The sequence below is a fragment of the Nonomuraea sp. NPDC003201 genome (assembly GCF_053590415.1).
In genome coordinates this window covers 53,837-71,490 of record NZ_JBSFTC010000029.1, presented here as the reverse complement: position 1 = coordinate 71,490, position 17,654 = coordinate 53,837, and the positions used below count along the sequence as shown (strand labels likewise).

The window sequence follows — 17,654 nt, the reverse complement described above, 5'->3', positions numbered from 1 at the left end:
GCGAGGGCCCGGCCCGGCCGGGCCCTCGCCCCCGATCCTGGGTCCGGCCGCGCCGTTCCCTCGCCCCCGATCCTGGGTCCGGCTGCGCCGGGCCCTCGCCCCCCGGCCTCCGAGCAGCCTGCGTCCCGCGTCCGTCGCGCGGGCGCCGCACCCCCTGGAGCGCACGCATGGACGACCTCTCGCGCCGCGGCTTCCTCTTCGCCGCGACCCTCGCTTTCACCCTGCCCGTCTCCCCCGCCTCCGCCTCAGGTCATCCGGGCGCTGGGTGGTTCGCGCGGCCGCGCCGGGCCGTGCGGCCGATGGTGCGCTGGTGGTGGCCCGACGCCCACGTCGATCCCGCCGAGATCCGGCGGGAGGTGGACGTGCTCGCCGACGCCGGGTTCGGCGGGGCGGAGATCGCGGCGGTGCACCACAGCATCCGCGACAAGTCCCTGCTGGACCCGGCCCGGCACGGCTGGGGCACCCCCGCCTGGAACGCCGCCGTCGAGGCCGCGCTCGACCAGGCGGCCCGGCGCGGCCTGACCATCGACCTCACCATCGGCCCGTCCTGGCCGGCCGCCGTCCCCACGATCACGCCGGAGCACCCGGCCGCGGTCAAGGAGCTGGCGCACGGCTCGGTCGCCGTGGCCGGTGGCGCCACGTACGCGGGCGAGGTGCCGCCGCCCGCCGTCGCCGGGCATCCCGCGCGTACGCTGCTGCTGGTCCAGGCGGCCCGGCTCGACCCCGCGAACTCCACCCGCAAGGAGACCGGCCTCGACCCCGCCTCGGTGGTACGGGTGCCCGTCAGCGACGGTGGCGTCGACTGGACGGCGCCCGCCGAGGGCGAGTGGGTGCTGATCGCGTACTGGGAGCGGGGCTCGGGCCAGCGTCCCGAGTCCGGCCCGCACACCGTGCCCGAGGCGTACGTCGTGGACCACTTCAGCCGGGCGGGCACCCGCGCTGTGATCGACTACTGGGAGTCCACGCTGCTCACGCCCGCCGTGCGGAGGCTGCTGAAGCGGGCGGGCGGTGCGCTGTTCGAGGACTCCATCGAGATCGAGAGCGACGCGCTGCCGTGGACGCCGGGGCTGCTCGCGGAGTTCGAGCGGCGGCGAGGGTACTCGCTCGTGCCGTACCTGCCGGTGGTGGTGCTGGCGGACGAGGACCCGGTCTTCGCCTACGACGCCGTGCTGACCAGGCATGCCCGCAAGGACTACTGGGACACGGTCTCCGAGCTGTTCAACGAGCACCACTTCGGGATGCTGCGCAACTGGGCGCATTCGATCGGCCTGGAGCTGCGGGCGCAGCCGTACGGGCTGCAGACCGACGCCATCGCCGCCGCGGCCGTTCTGGACGTGGCCGAGGGTGAGTCGCTCGGCTTCAAGAACCTCGACGACTATCGCTGCCTGGCCGGGGGCCGGGACCTGGCGGGGCGCGAGGTGCTGTCGTGCGAGGCGGGGGCGTACGCGGGCGGGGCGTACACGACGACCTGGACGAAGCTGCTGCGTACGGTGGGGGGCGCGTACGCGGCGGGGCTCAACCAGACCGTCCTGCACGGTTTCTCCTACGCCACGGCGCCGGGCGCGGCCTGGCCCGGCTTCGCCGCCTTCACCCCTTACTCCGGAACGGTCGGCTACGCAGAGTCCTGGGGCCCCCGCCAGCCGACCTGGCGCCACATCGCCGACATTTCCGGATATTTCGCGAGAATCCACCAGATCATGCGAGAAGGTGCGCCACGTGCTGATGTGGCGGTGCTGCGGCAGACCGGCTACACCAAGACCGGCATCGGCGCCGCCTGGTTCACCGCGAGCGGCGTCCCCACCGGGTGGACCCACCAGTTCATCAGCGCACCCCTGCTCGACCTGCCGTCCGCCCGCGTCTCGGGCCGCCGGCTGGCGCCTTCCGGGCCCGCCTACAAGGCGCTGTTCGTGGAGGGCGACCGCTTCTACGCCTCCGAGTGCACGATGACGGTCGCGGTGGCGCGGCGGCTGCTGTCGTACGCGCGGGCCGGGCTGCCCGTCGTACTCCTCGGCGCGTGGCGGTCCGCCTCGGTGCCGGGGGTGGCCGCGGAGGGGGAGAACGAGCGGCTTCGAGCGGTTCTGACCGACCTGCTGGCCGAGCCGTCCGTCCGGCTGGTCGCGGACCAGTCGGAGGTCCCGGTCGCGCTCGCCACCCTCGGCGTACGTCCCGACATGCGCTACGCCACCGCCTCCACCCTCCTCGCAGCCCGCCGGGTGGCCGGCGACGTGGACTACTACTACCTCTGCAACGGCAAGCACACCGAGAACCCGAAGCCTCCGGTGGCGCCCATCGACCACGACGTCACGCTGGCGCGCACGGCCCGCGACGGCGTCCCGTACCTCCTGAACCCATGGACCGGCCGCGCCGAGCGCCTGGCGCTCTACACGACCGACACCGACGGGATCCGGCTACGGGTGAAGCTACGCCCCGGCGAGTCGACGATTCTGGCCATCGGCCGCCCCGGCCTCTTCGGCACCGGCCCGATGCGGGGACCTCACGCCGTGGCCACCGACGCCGACCTGGTGAGATACGACCAGGGCACACTGGTGGTGCGCGCCTCCCGCGCCGGAACCTACACCACCACGCTCTCCGACGGCCGAACCGTCACCACCGTGATCGGCCCGGTCCCCGAGCCGGTGCCCCTGCCGTCGTGGCGTTTGGACGTCGAGGATTGGCGTCCGGAGGGCACAACCACGCACCGGCTCACGCTCGACGGGCTCACCCCCTGGTCGGACATCCCCGAGCTGACCGACACGTCCGGCATCGGCGTCTACACCGCCGATGTGCGGCTGGAGAGCGGGGCGTACCTGGAACTCGGCACGGTGACCGACACCTGCCGCATCCTCGCCGACGGCCGCCGCCTGGACCCCGTGAACCAGCTCAACCCGGTCGTGGACCTGGGACGGGGCGTCCGCACACTACAGGTGGAAGTGGCCACACCTCTCGGCAACCGACTCAGGGTGACGGACCCTACGGTCTACGGCGGCCTGACCCGCCAGCCCTACGGCCTCCTCGGCCCGGTCCGGCTCGTCCCGTACGTCGAGGCCCACCTGCGTCCGAACTCCGAACCATGAGCATCATGCCAATGAGCATGCGCCGGCTCCGCTCTCGGTTGGCGATCGTGCCCATCACCGAGCAACCGACCGATCTGACGTTCAGCAGAGCTCACCTCCGCCCTGCCCGCATTTCGCCAGAACGGGCCCCTTTCGCGCCCGAGCCACCGGCACCTATCCACATCCCGCGGGAGAAACACACCGGACGCCGGGAGAAACAACCACACCCAAGCACGAAGCGATGACCTGCACGAACTCCAATGGTGTGGCACTGTGCTCACCGTCAGACCTTGCACCACCCACTGGTGCGAGATTGCCCTTCCCACCTTCGCAAAGGCAGGAATGCGGTGAACATAGAGGCACAGATCCTCACTTTGATAACGCGTATCCGGGCGCTCGAGGAGAGCATGCAGCCCGGAGACGACAGCTCCAAGACGATCAGCGCTGCCCTGGTGCTGGCGGAACTCGCCGACATCCGGGCCGAGATGAGACAAGACCTCGCGGCCCTCGGTGACGAACTCGCCGGCCTTCGCCGCCATATGAACGACCGCTTCGCCACCATCCAGTCCGAGCTGCTGCACAGGCTCGGCGGGCTCCCACCCGAAGTGATCAACTAGCGACCCAGGAGGCAATCCGATCACGGGACGACAAAACAGCCCTGTCTGAGACTGCCGGGTCTCAGACAGGGCCGCCTTCTGAGACAGGCCCTGGGCGGTGGCAAGGCAGGCAGCTGGGAGCGGTGGTACAGGGAGAACATCCCGCTGGCCGAGCGCGGAAAGAACGCGGCTTGGGGCAGAAGGACTTTGCGGCGATCATGGATGTGAGTGTTGCCAGGGCTTCTCAAAATCGAGCGTGGCGAGGTGGGGTCTCTCGATGTCATCGCTCGCTACGCAGCCTGACGCCTCTTCGATCACCCATCGCCCAACGGAAAAGTTCTGCTGAGTTCAGGGCGTGGACGAGGGCTCGGGGGTGCCGTTGGGCCACAGGCAGGTAGAGGTGGAGCTCAGGGAAAGCACGTCGCCCTCCGTCCAACCGATGGTGATGAAGAAGTCGTCGGGGCGGGAGCGCCCGTAGAGTTGCAGGCCGTTGTCGGACTGGGCCTCGATGTGGTGGCCTTGGCTCTGCCAGTACGCCTTCACCTCGACGATCACCTTCTTGAGCGAGTCCTTGGGCAGCCCGCGCAGGTAGTACGTGCGATTGATGATGAGCCGATCTTCGGAGCCTCCGTCGACCGGGTCGAGGCACAGGCTGTCGTTGAGACTGGGCTGGTGCAGCTCCAGTTCGGGCTTGGGATGCATGATGGCGACGGTCCCGTTGATGAGCTGCTCAATGCGGGCCAGTGCTTGTGCCTTGGTGATCGTCGGCTTGTCGGCCGAGGCGTTCATCGCTCCTCCTAGAGCTCCACCGGGCGCGCATCCTGCGACGAGAACCGCGGCTGCGGTGATCAACCTGACGGAGCGGAACATCTAGTCTCCTGGCGGGGTCGGCGACGGCTGCGGACTGGGCGACGGCGGGGACACGGGCTCAGGAGAAGGACGTGCCGGAGGTGGCGACGGTGTCGGCAAGGGTGTTGGAGTCGGCACCTGCTTCGGCGTCGGCAGCTTCGTCACCTGGTCATATCGACCAGCGATGATGAATCCCATGTTCCTCAGCGAGACCGACTCATCGTTCCAGTAACCGGAGTGTGTCCCGATGTCATACCCAGTAAAAGCCAGGAAGCCCGAAACTGGCGTAGGGCTGACAACGAAACGCCGAGCGCCGAAGGCGATGTTGCTGGGGTCGGTGCCGAAGGGGCCTGGGCCGTTCGGGAGGGCGGGTTGCAGCACGCCCGAGATGGGGTGCCGTCCACCGCTCAACGGAAGATGCCCCAGGTCGGCCACCGGGTCCTGCGGCGACTCCCCCACCCACACCTGCTTGACCCCCAGATCGCCCGCCTGCATTGCCATCGTCCCCGGACTGCCCACGAGGATGAGCTGATCGGCGAACGTCCCCTTCCGCGTCTGGGCGGCGATGCCGGTTACCACGCTGCCGTAGCTGTGGCCCAGGACGGTGAACCGGGGTGTGCCGGCCGCCTGGTGGGTGGCGTGCAGGCCGTCCAGGAAACCGGCCAGCGGGCCGGCTCCGGCCTGGGCGAGATGGGGTGAGGCGACGGAGGTGTCCGCCCGGAGGATCCCGGCGTCGAGTTGCGGGGCCGTGTAGCCGAGCCAGAGGATCGAGGCGGTCTTCGTGTGGGGGGCCGAACGGCTCGCCTGGTCCCAGAGGGTTCCGGCGCGGGCCACGTCGGCGCCGATCCCCTCCAGGGTGCTGCCCGTGCCCGGCACGGAGGTGACCACTGAGTCGGCCGTGTCGGGGTCGCCGAAGGAGATGGCGGCCTTGCCGAGCCCGCCCAGTTCGAGGGCGAGCAGGAACGCGGGCGGGCGGCCGTTGACCCCGCCCAGGGCCAGGCTCTTGGTGACGGCTTCGATCTGCCGCTGCTGCCTCTCCAGCTCCTCGATCTCGCGGCGCGTGCTCATCCTCCGCCACGCGTCCGCCATGATGATCCCCTTCGCCAGGGATTCGTCCAGGACCCGGAGCTCCGCCAGCCGCTTGGCGATGGCGTCCTCGCGCATGGCGAGGTAGGCCCGGTTCGCCCTGTCGCGGGTGGCGGCGGGCACGCCGTTGAGCGAGCCGACCAGTTGCGGCGCGGTGTCGATGAGCCGCCGGCGGGCGGCCGGGTCGAGCAGCTGCCACCAGGCGCTGACCCTGGCGGCGAGGGTGGGGTCCTTGCCGGTGTTCTGGGCCGCCACGACCTTCTCCAGCGCCGAGGTGTCGCCGGCCGCGGCGGCGGAGAGGGCGTCGCCGATGGTGCCCGGGGCGGGGGCGGACCCGCCGAACAGCCCGAAGCCGAGCACGGCCGCGGTGGCCGCTTCTCCATCGGGGCGACGCTGGAGCAGGGTCAGCCGTCTGCGCAGGTCGACGACCTGTCCGGCGGCCCAGGCGCCCACGTCCCCGACCTGCTGGGCGGGCGTGGCGCTGACGCCCGCGGAGCTCAGCGCCGCCGATAGCAGGCCTCCCGCGGCGGGGAGTGCGTGACCGGCGCGCTCCAGGTCCGCCACCATGCGGGTCATCGCCTCCACGTCCATCCCGGCGTAGCCGCCGCGTGCGGACGGGGCGGCGGGGAGCGGGGTGGACAGCGACGGCGGGGCGGCGTGCCCGCCGAGGACGCGGATGCGGTCGGCGATCTGCCCGGCCGCGGTCTCGAACGCACGCTGCAGCCGCACCCGCTGGTCCCCCATGACCTGGGTGAAGGGGCCGGCGCCGCCGCCGACCCAGGCGTGTGCCGCCATGTAACGCATGCCGGAGTCGAGCGCGCCGACGTGATCGCCGGCTAGCCGCACCACCCGAGCCAGAGCCTCCTCCAACTCTGCCGTGTCACCTGCCACAGCCTTGTACGGTGACACAGTCGTCACCGTACGGAGGCACGCCATAACTAGCCGTTATCGGCGGCCACCACTGAGCGGCCGAGCATGATAAGGCGCAGTTACTGGGCCAATCTTTCCTCCAGAATGCCACCCCGGCTCGTTCACCTGCGGGAGCGCTACCGTGCTTGCCCCTCAAGAAGGTTGTGCCACAGGTGCTTCACCTCCGCGTCCCGCAGCCACGGGCTCTCGCTGACCCGGTCTCCCTTGGACGACCTCTCCGTTCGGCGGATATGGCCGAGGCCGCCCGCCACGCAGAGCTCGTACACCGTCGGCAGGCATTCGCACGTGTGGCAGCGGACCCTGACGGACTTGCATCTGGTCATCGGGCTGGACCAGTCGATGGCCACGTACGCCTCTTTCAGAGGCTTCATATGCGGGCCGTGAAATTCCTCCATCGTCATGCCGACCTCCAGGGCCGATCGTGATGTCCAGTTCCCGGCGAACGGGATTCCGGGCAGGGGTGGGCGACGTGCCGGTTCGGGCAGCAGATCACGCCGATCGTGACGAACCGGCCGCCCTCCAGCCACTCGCCCCACTGCACGTCCACACCTCGGGGAGCAGATCGAGGGCGATCTCCAGCCGGTCCTCAAGAGGCACCCGTTCGGGCGGCAGAAGCGCCTTGCGTACCTTCGCGTATTCGCCTGCCATCCAGTCCGCCGCCTGCTCGACCTCGTGGAACGTCGCCGCGATGCGCGATGCGGGCTTGGCCAGCCAGTCGCCGGTCCGCACCGGCGGCAGCATCGAAGAAGGGAACTCGGGCGAGCTCGGACGGCGCTCGGCCTCGTCGGCTCGATCCGCTCCGGCGCCGATCCAGTGGCAGGCGTGCCAGTGCATGGCGAGGCGCTCCCGTACGATTCTGGGAGGCGGCGGCCCCTGTTTGCTTCCATCAAGCAGGAACCGCCGTCCTCGGGGATGCCTAGATGGCGGCCATCCCGGCCGCGCGAAGCTCGTCACCAGTGAACCGGAGGGTCCCGGCGTCCGGGTTCTTCGAGTCACGCAGGGCGTAGGCGTCCGCTACGCCGGGGATCGGGGCGATCAGGACGCAGCTCTCCATCTCCCCCTCCTGCTGGCTTCCGCCGCACATCTTGGTGAAGGGCACGTCGCCCAGCTGTCCGACGTACAGATCCATCGCGACCTCTTTGTGATGCCTCGATTACCGAGAGCCATACGAAACGGTGGCTGGCCTATCCCCACCTGTCTAGGGCTAGGCCCAGCTCGACCAATGCTGCTCTGTCTATGTATGGAAGTAGATGACGGTCTATGGTCCGCCTGTGATGTTGCCTGACACGCCGTGGTCCACAGACGACTGGAATCCCGAGTTCTACAGGTATGAGCAGATAGCCGATTGGATCGGCGAACGCATCCGAACCGGCGACTACCCTCCCCGCACCGTGCTATCCGAAGTGCAGCTACAGGGCTATTTCGGCGTCGGCCGCGACACCATCCGCAAGGCGTTCGCCATCCTCCGCGAACGCAAACTGATCATCACCAAGCCCGGCAGAGGATCCGTCGTCATCCTCCATGAATGACGCGAGACCTTAGCAGCGGATATCAAGCGATGGTCAGCACCGCTCGCCGGGCCGCCGCCAGATCGAAACGCTTCGGATCGAACTCCGCGGCGCGGGTCAGCCCCGCCCAGCGCACCAAGTGCTCGTGTTCCTCATGGCGAGGATCGGCCAAGGCGGCCCGGAACTCGCGGTATCCCCACGTCCCGCCACAGTCCTCCGGCGGGCAGGCGCCTTCTCCTGCCACCACCGACGGATACCGGACACCCTCCTCGGCCACCACCGCCCGCTCGACGACGATCTCGTGCTCCCGACTGTCGCCGAAGTCGTACTCCCAGCTGATCCGCGTGCCCGCGCCGCCCGCCACCTCGGCCAGGGTCGTCGCGGTCTCGTCCAGCAGGCCGTCGTCCCATTCGCGCGAGGGCCAGCCGTAGCGCCGCTCTCCGATGGTGAAGACGTGGAGGTGATAGTCCTCCCATCCCATGGCCACGGCCAGGATGCGGTGCAGGCGCTCCAGCGAGATCCCGGCCGACACCCGTAGCCGCCGCCACACCACCGGGTCGTCGGTGTCCAGCAGCGTGACCTTGAGTTCGTACACCGGCTCGCCCGGAGTGGCCTCCCCCAGGGTGCGCCGGATCGCCTCCTGGCCGAGCGGGGTCAGCGCGGCTTCCCCGTTCGCCACCTCGATCGCTCCCAGGTGCGCCAGCACGCTCAGCAGCCGTTCGGTGTCCCGGTCGTTGGATTTCCTGGCGAGCTCGGGCTTCTCGATGAGGAACGGCGCCGACGCCCGTTCCCAGGACAGCTCGTACAGCTCCGTCAGCCGCGCGGACCCGCCGTACAACCGGGTCAGCAGGGTATGCACCACAGGTGCGAACTCCTCGTGCAACGGCGAGGTCCACCACCCGGCTGGGCCCACGGCCTCCGCCAGCCGTGGAAACGCCTCGAACGCCGCCTGCCACAGCGCGGCCGGGCGAGCGAGCGTCGGGGCGGCCTTCTTCACCGGGACCAGCCGTCCTTTGACCACCCGCACCAGGCCGGCGGCCCTGGCCCACAGAAGGACCCTCACCAGCCCGGACAGCTCGGCGCTGGACGTGGTCTTGAACACCCGCCCACCGATCTCCGGGTCGACCACGTCACCGGTGGCCAGCACGCCCACCAGAGCCTTGGCGTCGGCCAGGGTGATCTGGCCGGTGGCGGTCAGTTTCCGGCCCGCGCCGACCCACTCGGTGAAAGCGCGCAGTTCCCGCACCACCGGGGAGTCCTCTGCCTCATGCACCCATCCAGCTAACACCAGTGACACGCCTTTACGCTGGAGTCCGTGGACGCGGAACGTGGACGAGCCCTACGGCAGGAATACCCCGTGCCGGCCTCCGAGCTGGCCCGGTTGCTGCGCGAACACGGCGAGGACGGCCTGGCCGCGCTGGTCTCGCACATCCGCCGAGCCGACGCCGACGGGCTGAGGGATCTCGTCAACGGGCTGCGCCGAGACCGGCGTGCCGACCCTTACCGCGGACGCCGCGAATACGCGCGCCGCCTGCAGGAGGTGCTCGACCACGGCGAACGCGCCCTCGGAAGAGGCCACGCCGACGCCGTACGCGACCAGCTCCGCCGCGCCGTCGAGCGCGTCACCGACGCGCTCACCACAATGGACGACTCCTCCGGGATCGTCGGTGACGGCCTCGCCGAGCTCGTGGCCCTGTACGCCCGTGCCTGCGCGGCCGCTCCCCCACCTGCGCAACGCCTGGCCGCCTGGCTCGTCGGCATGCAGCTCGACGGTCCCGGCCGGCCCAGGATCCGGCTCCGCGACTTCGCCGCCGCACTCGGCCCGGCTGGGCCGGCCGAGTGCGCCCGGCTGGTCGAGGAGCGCCGCTCCAACGAAGATCCCGGCTCCCGATAGGGGCCGATCACCTCGGCGGGATGATCGTGCTCGCGTTCGCCGATCAAGGCGTCTCGTCGACGAGTCCCTCGCCGGAACCGGCAAGACGCACTACAACCAGGCCGTGGAGCTGTTGGTACGGCTCCGCGCGGCCCAGCGGCGGGCGCACGACGAAGCCGGGTTCACCACCTGTCTGGAGGAGCTGCGCCTGCGCCACAAGCGCCGGCCCACCTTGATCACCATGCTCGCCCGCTTGTGACCTCCGCGCCCAGGCGGGCGCCGCTCACCCGCAGACCTGCATGGGGTGCTCCGGCCCATAAGCTGGGTTCGTGAATGCCGGAGTGAGACGCGAGTGGTGACGCGCAACGACGTGGCGCGGCTGGCGGGCACCTCGCCCGCCGTGGTCAGCTACGTGATCAACAACGGGCCCCGGCCGGTCTCGGCGGCGGCGCGGCAGCGTGTGCTGGATGCCATCAAGCAGCTCGGTTACCGCCCCAACGCGGTGGCCAGGTCGCTGCGCTCGCGGCGCTCGTGGACCATCGGGGTGATCGCCTCCGACAGCGCCGGTGGGAAGAGCCCGTTCTTCGGCCAGTTCACCCGGGCCTGCGAGGAGGTGGCCTGGCAGCGGGGCTACTCGGTGCTGTTCGGCAACTCCGCCGAGGATCCGGCGCGGGCGGAGGGCTATGTCAGGGGGTTCCTGGAGCGGCAGGTCGACGGGCTGGTGCTGATGCGGGTGCCGGTCTCGGCCGATCAGGCCGAGGAGATGCGGGGACGCGTTCCGGTGGTCACCATCGACCACGCGGCGCCGCCGTTCTTCTCCCGGCTCGCGGTGGACGACGAGGAGGGCGGCTACCAGGCCACCCGGCACCTCCTGGAGCACGGTCATCGCCGCATCGGCTTCGTCGGCGGGCCGTTGGACATCACGCCGGTGCGGCTCAGGGCCGCGGGCTGGCGTCGCGCGCTCCAAGAGGCCGAGGCTGCTGCCGGGTCCGAGGCGGGGCTGGTCGAGGAGGGGCTGGTCGAGGAGGGGAAGCTTGCCAAGGGGGCGGGGCCCGTCGAGGGGGTCGAGCTCGCCAAGGAGGCAGGGCTGGTCGAGGAAGGCGAGTTGAGCCTGGAGGGTGGCTACGAGGCCGCGCTCCGGTTGCTGTCGTCGCCTTCGCGTCCCACGGCCCTGTTCGCCTCCATCGACGGCCAGGCCATCGGCGCGATGCGGGCCGCCGCCGATCTCGGGCTGCGGGTGCCCGGGGACGTGGCGGTGGTGGGGTTCGACGGGGCGCGGGAGGCGGCGTACACGGTGCCCGGGCTTTCGACGATCAGCCAGCCGATAGACGAGATGGCCCGTCACGCGACGGAGACGCTGGTCGGCGCCATTGAATCGGAGGGTGTGGAGCCGGTGACCAAGATCTTCTCTGCCACGTTGGTCACCCGTGGCTCCTGCGGCTGCCCCGAGCCACGCCTGCACCGCTGATCACCCGGCCACGCGTGCCGCGGGCAGCGGCTTGTCAGGGCTCTTCCAGCGCGTACGCGATCGCCCGGGAGAGCCCGAGCCGCGTGCCGTCCCGGAAGGCCGCCGTGAACGCCTGAGCCCCCAGCTCCCGGCGGGCCCGCTCGGCGCACTCCTGGTGCGATCTCGCCTGGTAGCGCAGCCGCGTCGGGGAGGAGGCCACCGCCTCCCACAGGAGGTGGGCGGCGCCCAGCAGCCGGGCGGCCCGCTCGTACCGGCCGCGTACCCCGGCCGTCCAGGCCAGCGCCTCCAGGCACTGCGTAAGGCCCCACCGGTCGTCCGCGGCGCTCCAGCACGCGGCCACCTCCCGCATCCTGGCCTCGGCCTGCTGCCAGTCGCCCTGCTCCCAGCGGGCCATCCCGACCGCGTACAGCGCGTACGCGCGGAAGAGCGTAGCGTTACGCCTCTCGCACAACGTCACGAGCTCCTCGCCGTACCCGGCGGCCCGGTCCGGGCGCATCGTGGCGGCGAAGAGGGCGGCGAGGTACAGGGTGACCGCCACGGCGTGGACGTCACCCCTCGCCCAGTGCCGGGTGCGGGCCTCCTCCAGGAGCGCGAGCCCGCCCTCGACGTCACCCACGGACAACGCCGCCACGCCGGAGAGCTGGACGGCGAACGCGAGCGCTCTCTCGTCCCTCAGCTGCCGCGCCAGCGCCAGGCACTCCCGCGCGTCGGCCGCCGCCGCATCGCCCTGGTAGTGGGCGAGCAGCCCGTCGGCCCACAGGCCCATCGCCCTGGCGATGCTCGATCCGGGTACGAGCGCGAGGCCGCGCTTCAGCCAGTACCGGCCTTCGCTGAGACCACCGGCGACGAGCCAGTTGGCCCACAGCTCGGCGGCGATCTCCAGACCGACGTCGGCGTCGCCGGAGCGGCCGAAGCAGAGGTCGAGGGCGACGCGTACGTTGGGCAGCTCCGGCTCCAGCTTCCGCATGCGATCGATCTGGCCCGGCTCCACCCGGTCCACGCGCACCTGCTCGACCAGCCGGCGATAGTGGTCGATGTACCGCTCGCGCAGCGCCTCCGCGTGCGCGGGGGGCAGCTGTTCGCGGCCGTACGCGCGGATGGTCTCCAGCATGCGGTGGCGGGCCCCGGCGCCGTGCGGCTCCGCGACGCCCAGGATGGACTTGTCCACCAGCCCCATCATCAGATCCAGCACGTCCTCGCGGGCCAGGCCCTGCCCGGGGCAGACCGCTTCGGCGGTCTCCACGTCCACTCCCCCCGGGAACATCGACAGCCGTTCCCACAGCCGCCGCTCGCCGGGCGAGCACAGCCCGAAGCTCCACTCCATGGTCGCCCGCAGGGTCTGGTGGCGTGCCAGCCTGCCGGTGCCGGCCCCTCCAGCCGGCGGGGCGGGCGCTTCCAGGCGCTCGTCGAGCTCGTTCACGAGGTCTTCCACGGAGGTCGTCCGCAGCCGTACCGCCGCCAGCTCGATGGCCAGCGGGATCCCGTCCAGGCGCCGGGCCAGCCGGGCGACGGCCCGGGCGTTGGCCGCGTCGACGTGGAAGCCCGGCCGGATCATCGCCGCCCGCTCGGTGAAGAGGCGCACGGCGTCCCGCCGGGCGATGTCGCGGGTACGGTCGCCGGGCCGCGGGATCGGCAGGGACGGCACCGGCAGGACCCGCTCGCCGTACACCCCGAGCGACTGCCGGCTGGTGGCCAGGATCTGCAGCCGCGAGGTGCCGTACAGCAGCTGCTCCACCAGCCGGGCGCACGCGCCGAGCAGATGCTCGCAGTTGTCCAGCACCAGCAGCAGCTGTTTGTCCGCCAGGTGCTCGATCAGCTGGGCCTCGAGGTCCGGTGTGCGGTCGCGGATGCCCAAGGAGGCGGCCACGGCGGGGGCCAGCAGGTCCTCGTCCTCGATGGTGGCCAGCTCCACCAGCCGGACGCCCTCCCGGTACCTCCGGGGCAGGATCTCACTGACGCGCCGCGCCAGCCGGGTCTTGCCGACCCCGCCCACACCGGTCAGGGTCAGCAGGCGGGTCTTGGCCAGGAGCCGCCTGACCTGGGCGATCTCGTGCCGTCGGCCGACGAAGCCGGAGGCGTCGGCCTGCCGCCGGTCCGCCGCCGGCTCCTCGGCGTCCGGAGCGCTCCAGATCGTGCCTTTCACGGACATGATCACTCGCCGCCGGGCGGCCTCTCGCCGGTGCGGCGGGCCTGCTCCGCGACCCAGCCGACGATCTGGGTCCTGGAGTTGAAGCCGAGTTTGCACAGAATGTGCTCGATGTGGCCCTCGACGGTGCGCTGAGCGATCACCAGCGCTGCCGCGATCTCCTTGTTCCGCATCCCCCGGGCGATGAGCTCGGCGATCTCGGTCTCCCGCGGGGTGAGCGGCGTGTACTGGTCCTCCTCACCGGTCGGGCCGCGCGAGGGCGCCTCCTCCATGAGGGCGTACGCGAGCGCCTGGTCGGCGGAGCGCCTGGCTCCGCGCTTGACGGCCGTCTGGAAGGCCGGTTCGCCAAGAGCCCGGCGGGTACGGTCCTCGCACTCGTCGTGATACCGGACGAGGTGGCCGAATCCCAGCAGGGGCGTGCCGATCGCCTCCCAGACGTTGCGCAGAACGCCCAGCAACGCGCCGGCCCGCGGGTACTCCTCCTGCGCGGCGGCGATCCAGGCCAGCACCTCGATCGTGAGCCCGACCCCGACCGAGTCGTCCAGGGCGTGGAAGACACGCAGGCCCTCCTGCTCCAAGGCGGTCGCGCACCGCCCGTCGCCCTGGCGCCAGCGTTCGATGCCGAGCGCCGTCATCGTGTACGCCCGGTGCCAGCCCTCGCCGTGGGCGTCGCAGATGGCGATGCCCTCCTCGGCGGCGGCGACGGCGCTGTCCGAGCCGCCGAGGAACGAGTGCGCGAGACAGAGCCAGGTCAGCCCCTGGACCTGGCCCGCCGGGTCCCCACCGGAGCGATGATGGGTCACCGCCTCCTCGAAGAACTTGACGGCCGACTCGGTGTCTCCCGCGTGCATGGCGACCATTCCGGAGTAGAGCGCGACGTAGCCGAGCACCGGTTCCAGCCCGAGTTTCTCGCCGAGCGTCCTGCTCTTGGCCAGCAACCCGACGGCCGAGGCCTGATCGCCCTGGATGATGGCGAGCGAGCCGCATGCCCACAGCGCCCGGGCCCTGACCTCGGACCGGGCGGCGGGCTGCGCGAGTCCCTGTTCGAGCCAGTCGCGGCCTTCGCCCAGGTGGCTGCTGGTGATCCAGTGGTCGAGCAGGTCGCTCGCCATGTCGATGCAGAGCCCGGCACGCTCGGCCTGGCAGTACTCCAGGGCGGTGCGCAGGTTGGGGTGCTCGACGCGCAGCCGGGTCAGCAGCCGCGCCTGCGCCGGGCCGAACAGCTGCGCCTGCGCCTCACGCGAGAGCCGCCGGTAGTAGTCGCGATACCGGCGTTTCAGCTCCTGCTCCTGCCCGGAGGCCACGAGGCGCTCGCGCCCGTACTGCCGGATCGTGTCCAGCAGCCGGAATCGCACTCCGTACGGATGTTCCTCGCGGATCAGGACGGACTTCTCCACCAGGCCGATCATCAGATCGAGGATCTCGTCATGGGCGATGCCGGCCCCGGCGCAGACCGCTTCGACCCCCTCCAGATCCAGGCTGCCGGTGAACACCGACAGGCTCGCCCACAGCCGGCGTTCGTCCTCGGTGCAGAGCCCGTGACTCCAGTCGATCAGGGCGCGGAGCGTCCGGTGACGGGACACCGTGGCGCTCGGCCCCGTGTTGAGCAGCCCGAACAGATCGTCCAGCCGGTCGAGCAGCTGGTGGAGCGAGAGCACGCGCAGCCGTACGACGGCGAGCTCGATGCCGAGCGGCAGACCGTCCAGGCGGCGGCAGATCTGCTCGATCATGTCCTGGTTCTCGCTCGTGACGGTGAAATCGGGCAGCACGGCCGTGGCTCGCTCGGCGAAGAGCCGTACCGCGTCGGACATGGCGGACGTCGTGTCAGGCTGGGAGTCGCCGCCCGGCAGCGGCAACGTCGGCACGGGGAACGCCTGCTCGCCGACGGCTCCCAGCGGCTGCCGGCTGGTGGCCAGGATGCGCAGGTCCGGGGCGCAACGCAGCAGCGCCTGGGCCATCATGGTGGACTCGTCGAGGACGTGCTCGCAGTTGTCCAGGACGACCAGCGTCCGCCGCTCGCGCAGGTGCTCGGTGAGCACCTGGAGGGGTGGCCGGGCGGTGTGGCTCTGGATCTTCAGCGCGGCGATCGTGGCCTGGGGCAGCAGTGCAGGATTGTCCAGTTCGGCGAGTTCGACCAGCCAGACCCCGTCGGGGAAGGCCCGCCGCAGGTCGGTGGCGACGCGCAGGGCCAACCGGGTCTTGCCGACGCCGCCCGGACCGGTGAGGGTGACCATCCGGGCCTCGGAGAGCAAGCGCTTGATCGCCGCTACTTCGTGCCGACGCCCGATGAAACTGGTCACCTCAGCGGGCAGACCGCCGGCGTACGTCTGCGCCGAGGCGCGCAACGTGGCAATGGTCATCGATGCCTCGCATCGGCTCCAGCGAGTGGGTCACCGTACGCAACCAAGAGCCGATATAACCAACATATGCCCATGACGGGCGCTGATGACCCGGACGATATGCCTGGTCAACGGGCATATCTGGACCTTGTACCGAATCATGGGCAACCCCGACCTCGCGCGTGGAACAAATTTTGCGCTGAGTGTCTGACTCGTCACTTAACTGACCATCGCGGTGCTCTGATACGATCTTGGCCCACTGACGGGCTGGAGGCTTGGTGGCCGAAGTGTTGGCCCTGTTGGCCGAGGATCCCAGGACGGTGGGACCCCACCGCCTGGAAGGGCGACTCGGGGTGGGCGGGCAGGGCACCGTCTACCTGGGGCGCGGCGGCGACGGCGGCCCGGTGGCGGTCAAGCTCCTGCACCCGCACCTGATGGCCGACCACCGGGAGCAGAAACGGTTCCTGCACGAGGTGGAGACCGCCAGGCGGGTGGCGCCCTTCTGCACGGCCCAGATCCTCGACTGCGGGTTTCTCGGGGGCAGGCCGTACATCGTCAGCGAGTTCGTGGACGGGCCGTCGCTGCATGACGCCGTACGCGACAACGGGCCGCGCGGGGCCGCCGCCCTGCAGCGGCTGGCGATCAACACCGCGACCGCCCTGATGGCCATCCACGAGGCCGGCGTGGTGCACCGCGACTTCAAGCCCGGCAACGTGCTGCTCGGGCCCGAGGGGCCGGTCGTCATCGACTTCGGCATCGCCCGGGCGCTGGACCTCAGCCAGTCGGTCGTCAGCAGCCAGGCCATCGGCAGCCCCGCCTACATGGCGCCCGAGCAGATCTCCGGCGGCGACGTCGGGCCCGCGAGCGACCTGTTCGCCTGGGGCGCGACCATGGTCTACGCGGCCACCGGGCAGCACGCCTTCACCGGCGAGTCGATCCCCGCCGTCCTGCACACGATCCTGCACGGCGAGCCGGACCTCGGCGGGCTGGACGGGGCGGTGCGGGCGCTGCTGGAGGAGTGCCTGTCCAAGGTCCCGGCCCGGCGGCCCACCGCCGCTCAGGTGATCGAACGCCTGCGCGCTCTGCCGTCCCCGGTCTGGAACACCGTTCCGGTGAGCCGGCCGGGACGCCCGGCCGTCGCCGTGCAGAAGGTGGACGGCCGGCGGCGCGGCCTGATCATGGGTACGGCGGGCGCGACCCTGCTCGTCGCCGCCGCGGCGGCCGGCTACTTCGCGCTCGTGCCCGCCGCGTCCGGCAGCAAGGCGACCGGGACGACCCCGGCGACCCCGGCGACCGCCGTGGCGTCGGTGCCCGTGGCCTTGCCTTCCTCCAGCGCGCCTGAAACGCCGACCACGCCGACCACGCAGGACACACCCGCACCGGCGGAGATCGAGCGGTCGTCGGCGGCCGAGGCCGTGCCCAGTACGAGCGCCGTCCCGCGCGGCACGTCGAGCCCGACCCGCAGGGCGCCGCGTACGAAAGCCCCGGTCGTCGAGCCCACCCAGAAGCCGACCAGGAAGCCGACCCGCAAGCCCACGACCAGGCCGACCAGAACCACACCGCCCCCGAGCAGCCCGCCCGCGCCCTCCCAGGGCTCGATCACCTTCAACGACGCCCATGAATACTGCAAAGCGCAGGGCTACAGCATGGCCGCCGGAAACTGGAGCTCCCTGTCGTGCTTCGGCATGAACACCAAGCCCATCACCGCGACGGCGGTGTGCCAGTGGAAGTATCAGGGCCGCGAGGCGGTCGCCGAGGAGCCTCAGTTCGCGTATTCGCAGGAGACGGGCTGCCGGCTGTCATGAT

15 protein-coding genes are annotated in these 17,654 nt (G+C 71.0%); 7 read left to right on the top strand and 8 right to left on the bottom strand.

The features are described 5' to 3' along the window. The first annotated feature begins 167 nt into the window (after window positions 1-167). Complete coding sequence (locus ACWDX9_RS14390) at window positions 168-3,074, top strand: glycosyl hydrolase (RefSeq protein ID WP_449953329.1); 2,907 nt, start codon at window positions 168-170, stop codon at window positions 3,072-3,074. Between the two features lie 386 nt (window positions 3,075-3,460). Next, window positions 3,461-3,670: a hypothetical protein gene (locus ACWDX9_RS14385; RefSeq protein WP_449953326.1), complete on the top strand. Its 210-nt coding sequence runs from the start codon at window positions 3,461-3,463 to the stop codon at window positions 3,668-3,670. 327 nt (window positions 3,671-3,997) lie between these two features. On the opposite strand, the gene ACWDX9_RS14380 is transcribed toward ACWDX9_RS14385, so the two are convergent. From ACWDX9_RS14380 to ACWDX9_RS14360, 5 genes are all read right to left on the bottom strand, one after another. Continuing rightward, window positions 3,998-4,438, bottom strand: coding sequence for a hypothetical protein (locus tag ACWDX9_RS14380; protein ID WP_449953323.1), 441 nt, complete (start codon window positions 4,436-4,438; stop codon window positions 3,998-4,000). Window positions 4,439-4,519: 81 nt separating this feature from the next. Then, on the bottom strand, window positions 4,520-6,433 hold the full coding sequence (locus ACWDX9_RS14375; protein WP_449953320.1) for an alpha/beta hydrolase: 1,914 nt from the start codon (window positions 6,431-6,433) through the stop codon (window positions 4,520-4,522). A gap of 197 nt (window positions 6,434-6,630) precedes the next feature. Further along, window positions 6,631-6,885: a hypothetical protein gene (locus ACWDX9_RS14370; RefSeq protein ID WP_449953318.1), complete on the bottom strand. Its 255-nt coding sequence runs from the start codon at window positions 6,883-6,885 to the stop codon at window positions 6,631-6,633. A gap of 118 nt (window positions 6,886-7,003) precedes the next feature. Beyond that, entirely contained in the window at window positions 7,004-7,348 is a 345-nt protein-coding gene (locus ACWDX9_RS14365) for a hypothetical protein (RefSeq protein ID WP_449953315.1), read from the bottom strand. A gap of 82 nt (window positions 7,349-7,430) precedes the next feature. After that, window positions 7,431-7,643, bottom strand: a complete 213-nt coding sequence (locus tag ACWDX9_RS14360) for a DUF397 domain-containing protein (RefSeq protein WP_449953313.1) — start codon at window positions 7,641-7,643, stop codon at window positions 7,431-7,433. 145 nt (window positions 7,644-7,788) lie between these two features. On the opposite strand from ACWDX9_RS14360, the gene ACWDX9_RS14355 reads away from it, so the two are divergent. Then, window positions 7,789-8,043, top strand: a complete 255-nt coding sequence (locus ACWDX9_RS14355) for a winged helix-turn-helix domain-containing protein (RefSeq protein WP_449953332.1) — start codon at window positions 7,789-7,791, stop codon at window positions 8,041-8,043. Window positions 8,044-8,065: 22 nt separating this feature from the next. Here ACWDX9_RS14355 and ACWDX9_RS14350 read toward each other — a convergent pair whose 3' ends face one another. Next, window positions 8,066-9,295, bottom strand: a complete 1,230-nt coding sequence (locus tag ACWDX9_RS14350; RefSeq protein ID WP_449953310.1) for a plasmid pRiA4b ORF-3 family protein — start codon at window positions 9,293-9,295, stop codon at window positions 8,066-8,068. A 42-nt stretch (window positions 9,296-9,337) separates the two neighbouring features. Between ACWDX9_RS14350 and ACWDX9_RS14345 the strand changes: the two genes are divergently transcribed. From ACWDX9_RS14345 to ACWDX9_RS14335, 3 genes are all read left to right on the top strand, one after another. Beyond that, the gene (locus ACWDX9_RS14345) at window positions 9,338-9,916 is read left to right on the top strand and encodes a hypothetical protein (RefSeq protein ID WP_449953307.1); all 579 of its coding nucleotides are present in this window, start codon (window positions 9,338-9,340) and stop codon (window positions 9,914-9,916) included. 103 nt (window positions 9,917-10,019) lie between these two features. Continuing rightward, window positions 10,020-10,154 (top strand): hypothetical protein, encoded by a 135-nt coding sequence (locus ACWDX9_RS14340; RefSeq protein ID WP_449953304.1) that lies wholly within the window; start codon window positions 10,020-10,022, stop codon window positions 10,152-10,154. Between the two features lie 96 nt (window positions 10,155-10,250). After that, window positions 10,251-11,363, top strand: coding sequence for a LacI family DNA-binding transcriptional regulator (locus ACWDX9_RS14335; protein ID WP_449953301.1), 1,113 nt, complete (start codon window positions 10,251-10,253; stop codon window positions 11,361-11,363). Window positions 11,364-11,397: 34 nt separating this feature from the next. Here ACWDX9_RS14335 and ACWDX9_RS14330 read toward each other — a convergent pair whose 3' ends face one another. Together ACWDX9_RS14330 and ACWDX9_RS14325 are read right to left on the bottom strand one after the other, a co-directional pair. Beyond that, window positions 11,398-13,512, bottom strand: coding sequence for an ATP-binding protein (locus ACWDX9_RS14330; protein ID WP_449953298.1), 2,115 nt, complete (start codon window positions 13,510-13,512; stop codon window positions 11,398-11,400). 2 nt (window positions 13,513-13,514) lie between these two features. Continuing rightward, entirely contained in the window at window positions 13,515-15,869 is a 2,355-nt protein-coding gene (locus tag ACWDX9_RS14325; protein WP_449953295.1) for an ATP-binding protein, read from the bottom strand. A 257-nt stretch (window positions 15,870-16,126) separates the two neighbouring features. On the opposite strand from ACWDX9_RS14325, the gene ACWDX9_RS14320 reads away from it, so the two are divergent. Continuing rightward, a complete protein-coding gene (locus ACWDX9_RS14320; RefSeq protein WP_449953292.1) occupies window positions 16,127-17,653 on the top strand; it encodes a serine/threonine-protein kinase in 1,527 nt (508 codons plus the stop codon). Window position 17,654: the final 1 nt, after the last annotated feature.

Bases quoted from the DNA above. Each gene is read 5' to 3' on its own strand.
- ACWDX9_RS14390 (WP_449953329.1), top strand. From the start codon at position 168: ATGGACGACCTCTCGCGCCGCGGCTTCCTCTTCGCCGCGACCCTCGCT.
- ACWDX9_RS14385 (WP_449953326.1), top strand. From the start codon at position 3,461: ATGCAGCCCGGAGACGACAGCTCCAAGACGATCAGCGCTGCCCTGGTG.
- ACWDX9_RS14380 (WP_449953323.1), bottom strand. From the start codon at position 4,438: ATGAACGCCTCGGCCGACAAGCCGACGATCACCAAGGCACAAGCACTG.
- ACWDX9_RS14370 (WP_449953318.1), bottom strand. From the start codon at position 6,885: ATGAAGCCTCTGAAAGAGGCGTACGTGGCCATCGACTGGTCCAGCCCG.
- ACWDX9_RS14365 (WP_449953315.1), bottom strand. From the start codon at position 7,348: ATGCACTGGCACGCCTGCCACTGGATCGGCGCCGGAGCGGATCGAGCC.
- ACWDX9_RS14360 (WP_449953313.1), bottom strand. From the start codon at position 7,643: ATGGATCTGTACGTCGGACAGCTGGGCGACGTGCCCTTCACCAAGATG.
- ACWDX9_RS14355 (WP_449953332.1), top strand. From the start codon at position 7,789: ATGTTGCCTGACACGCCGTGGTCCACAGACGACTGGAATCCCGAGTTC.
- ACWDX9_RS14330 (WP_449953298.1), bottom strand. From the start codon at position 13,512: ATGTCCGTGAAAGGCACGATCTGGAGCGCTCCGGACGCCGAGGAGCCG.
- ACWDX9_RS14325 (WP_449953295.1), bottom strand. From the start codon at position 15,869: ATGACCATTGCCACGTTGCGCGCCTCGGCGCAGACGTACGCCGGCGGT.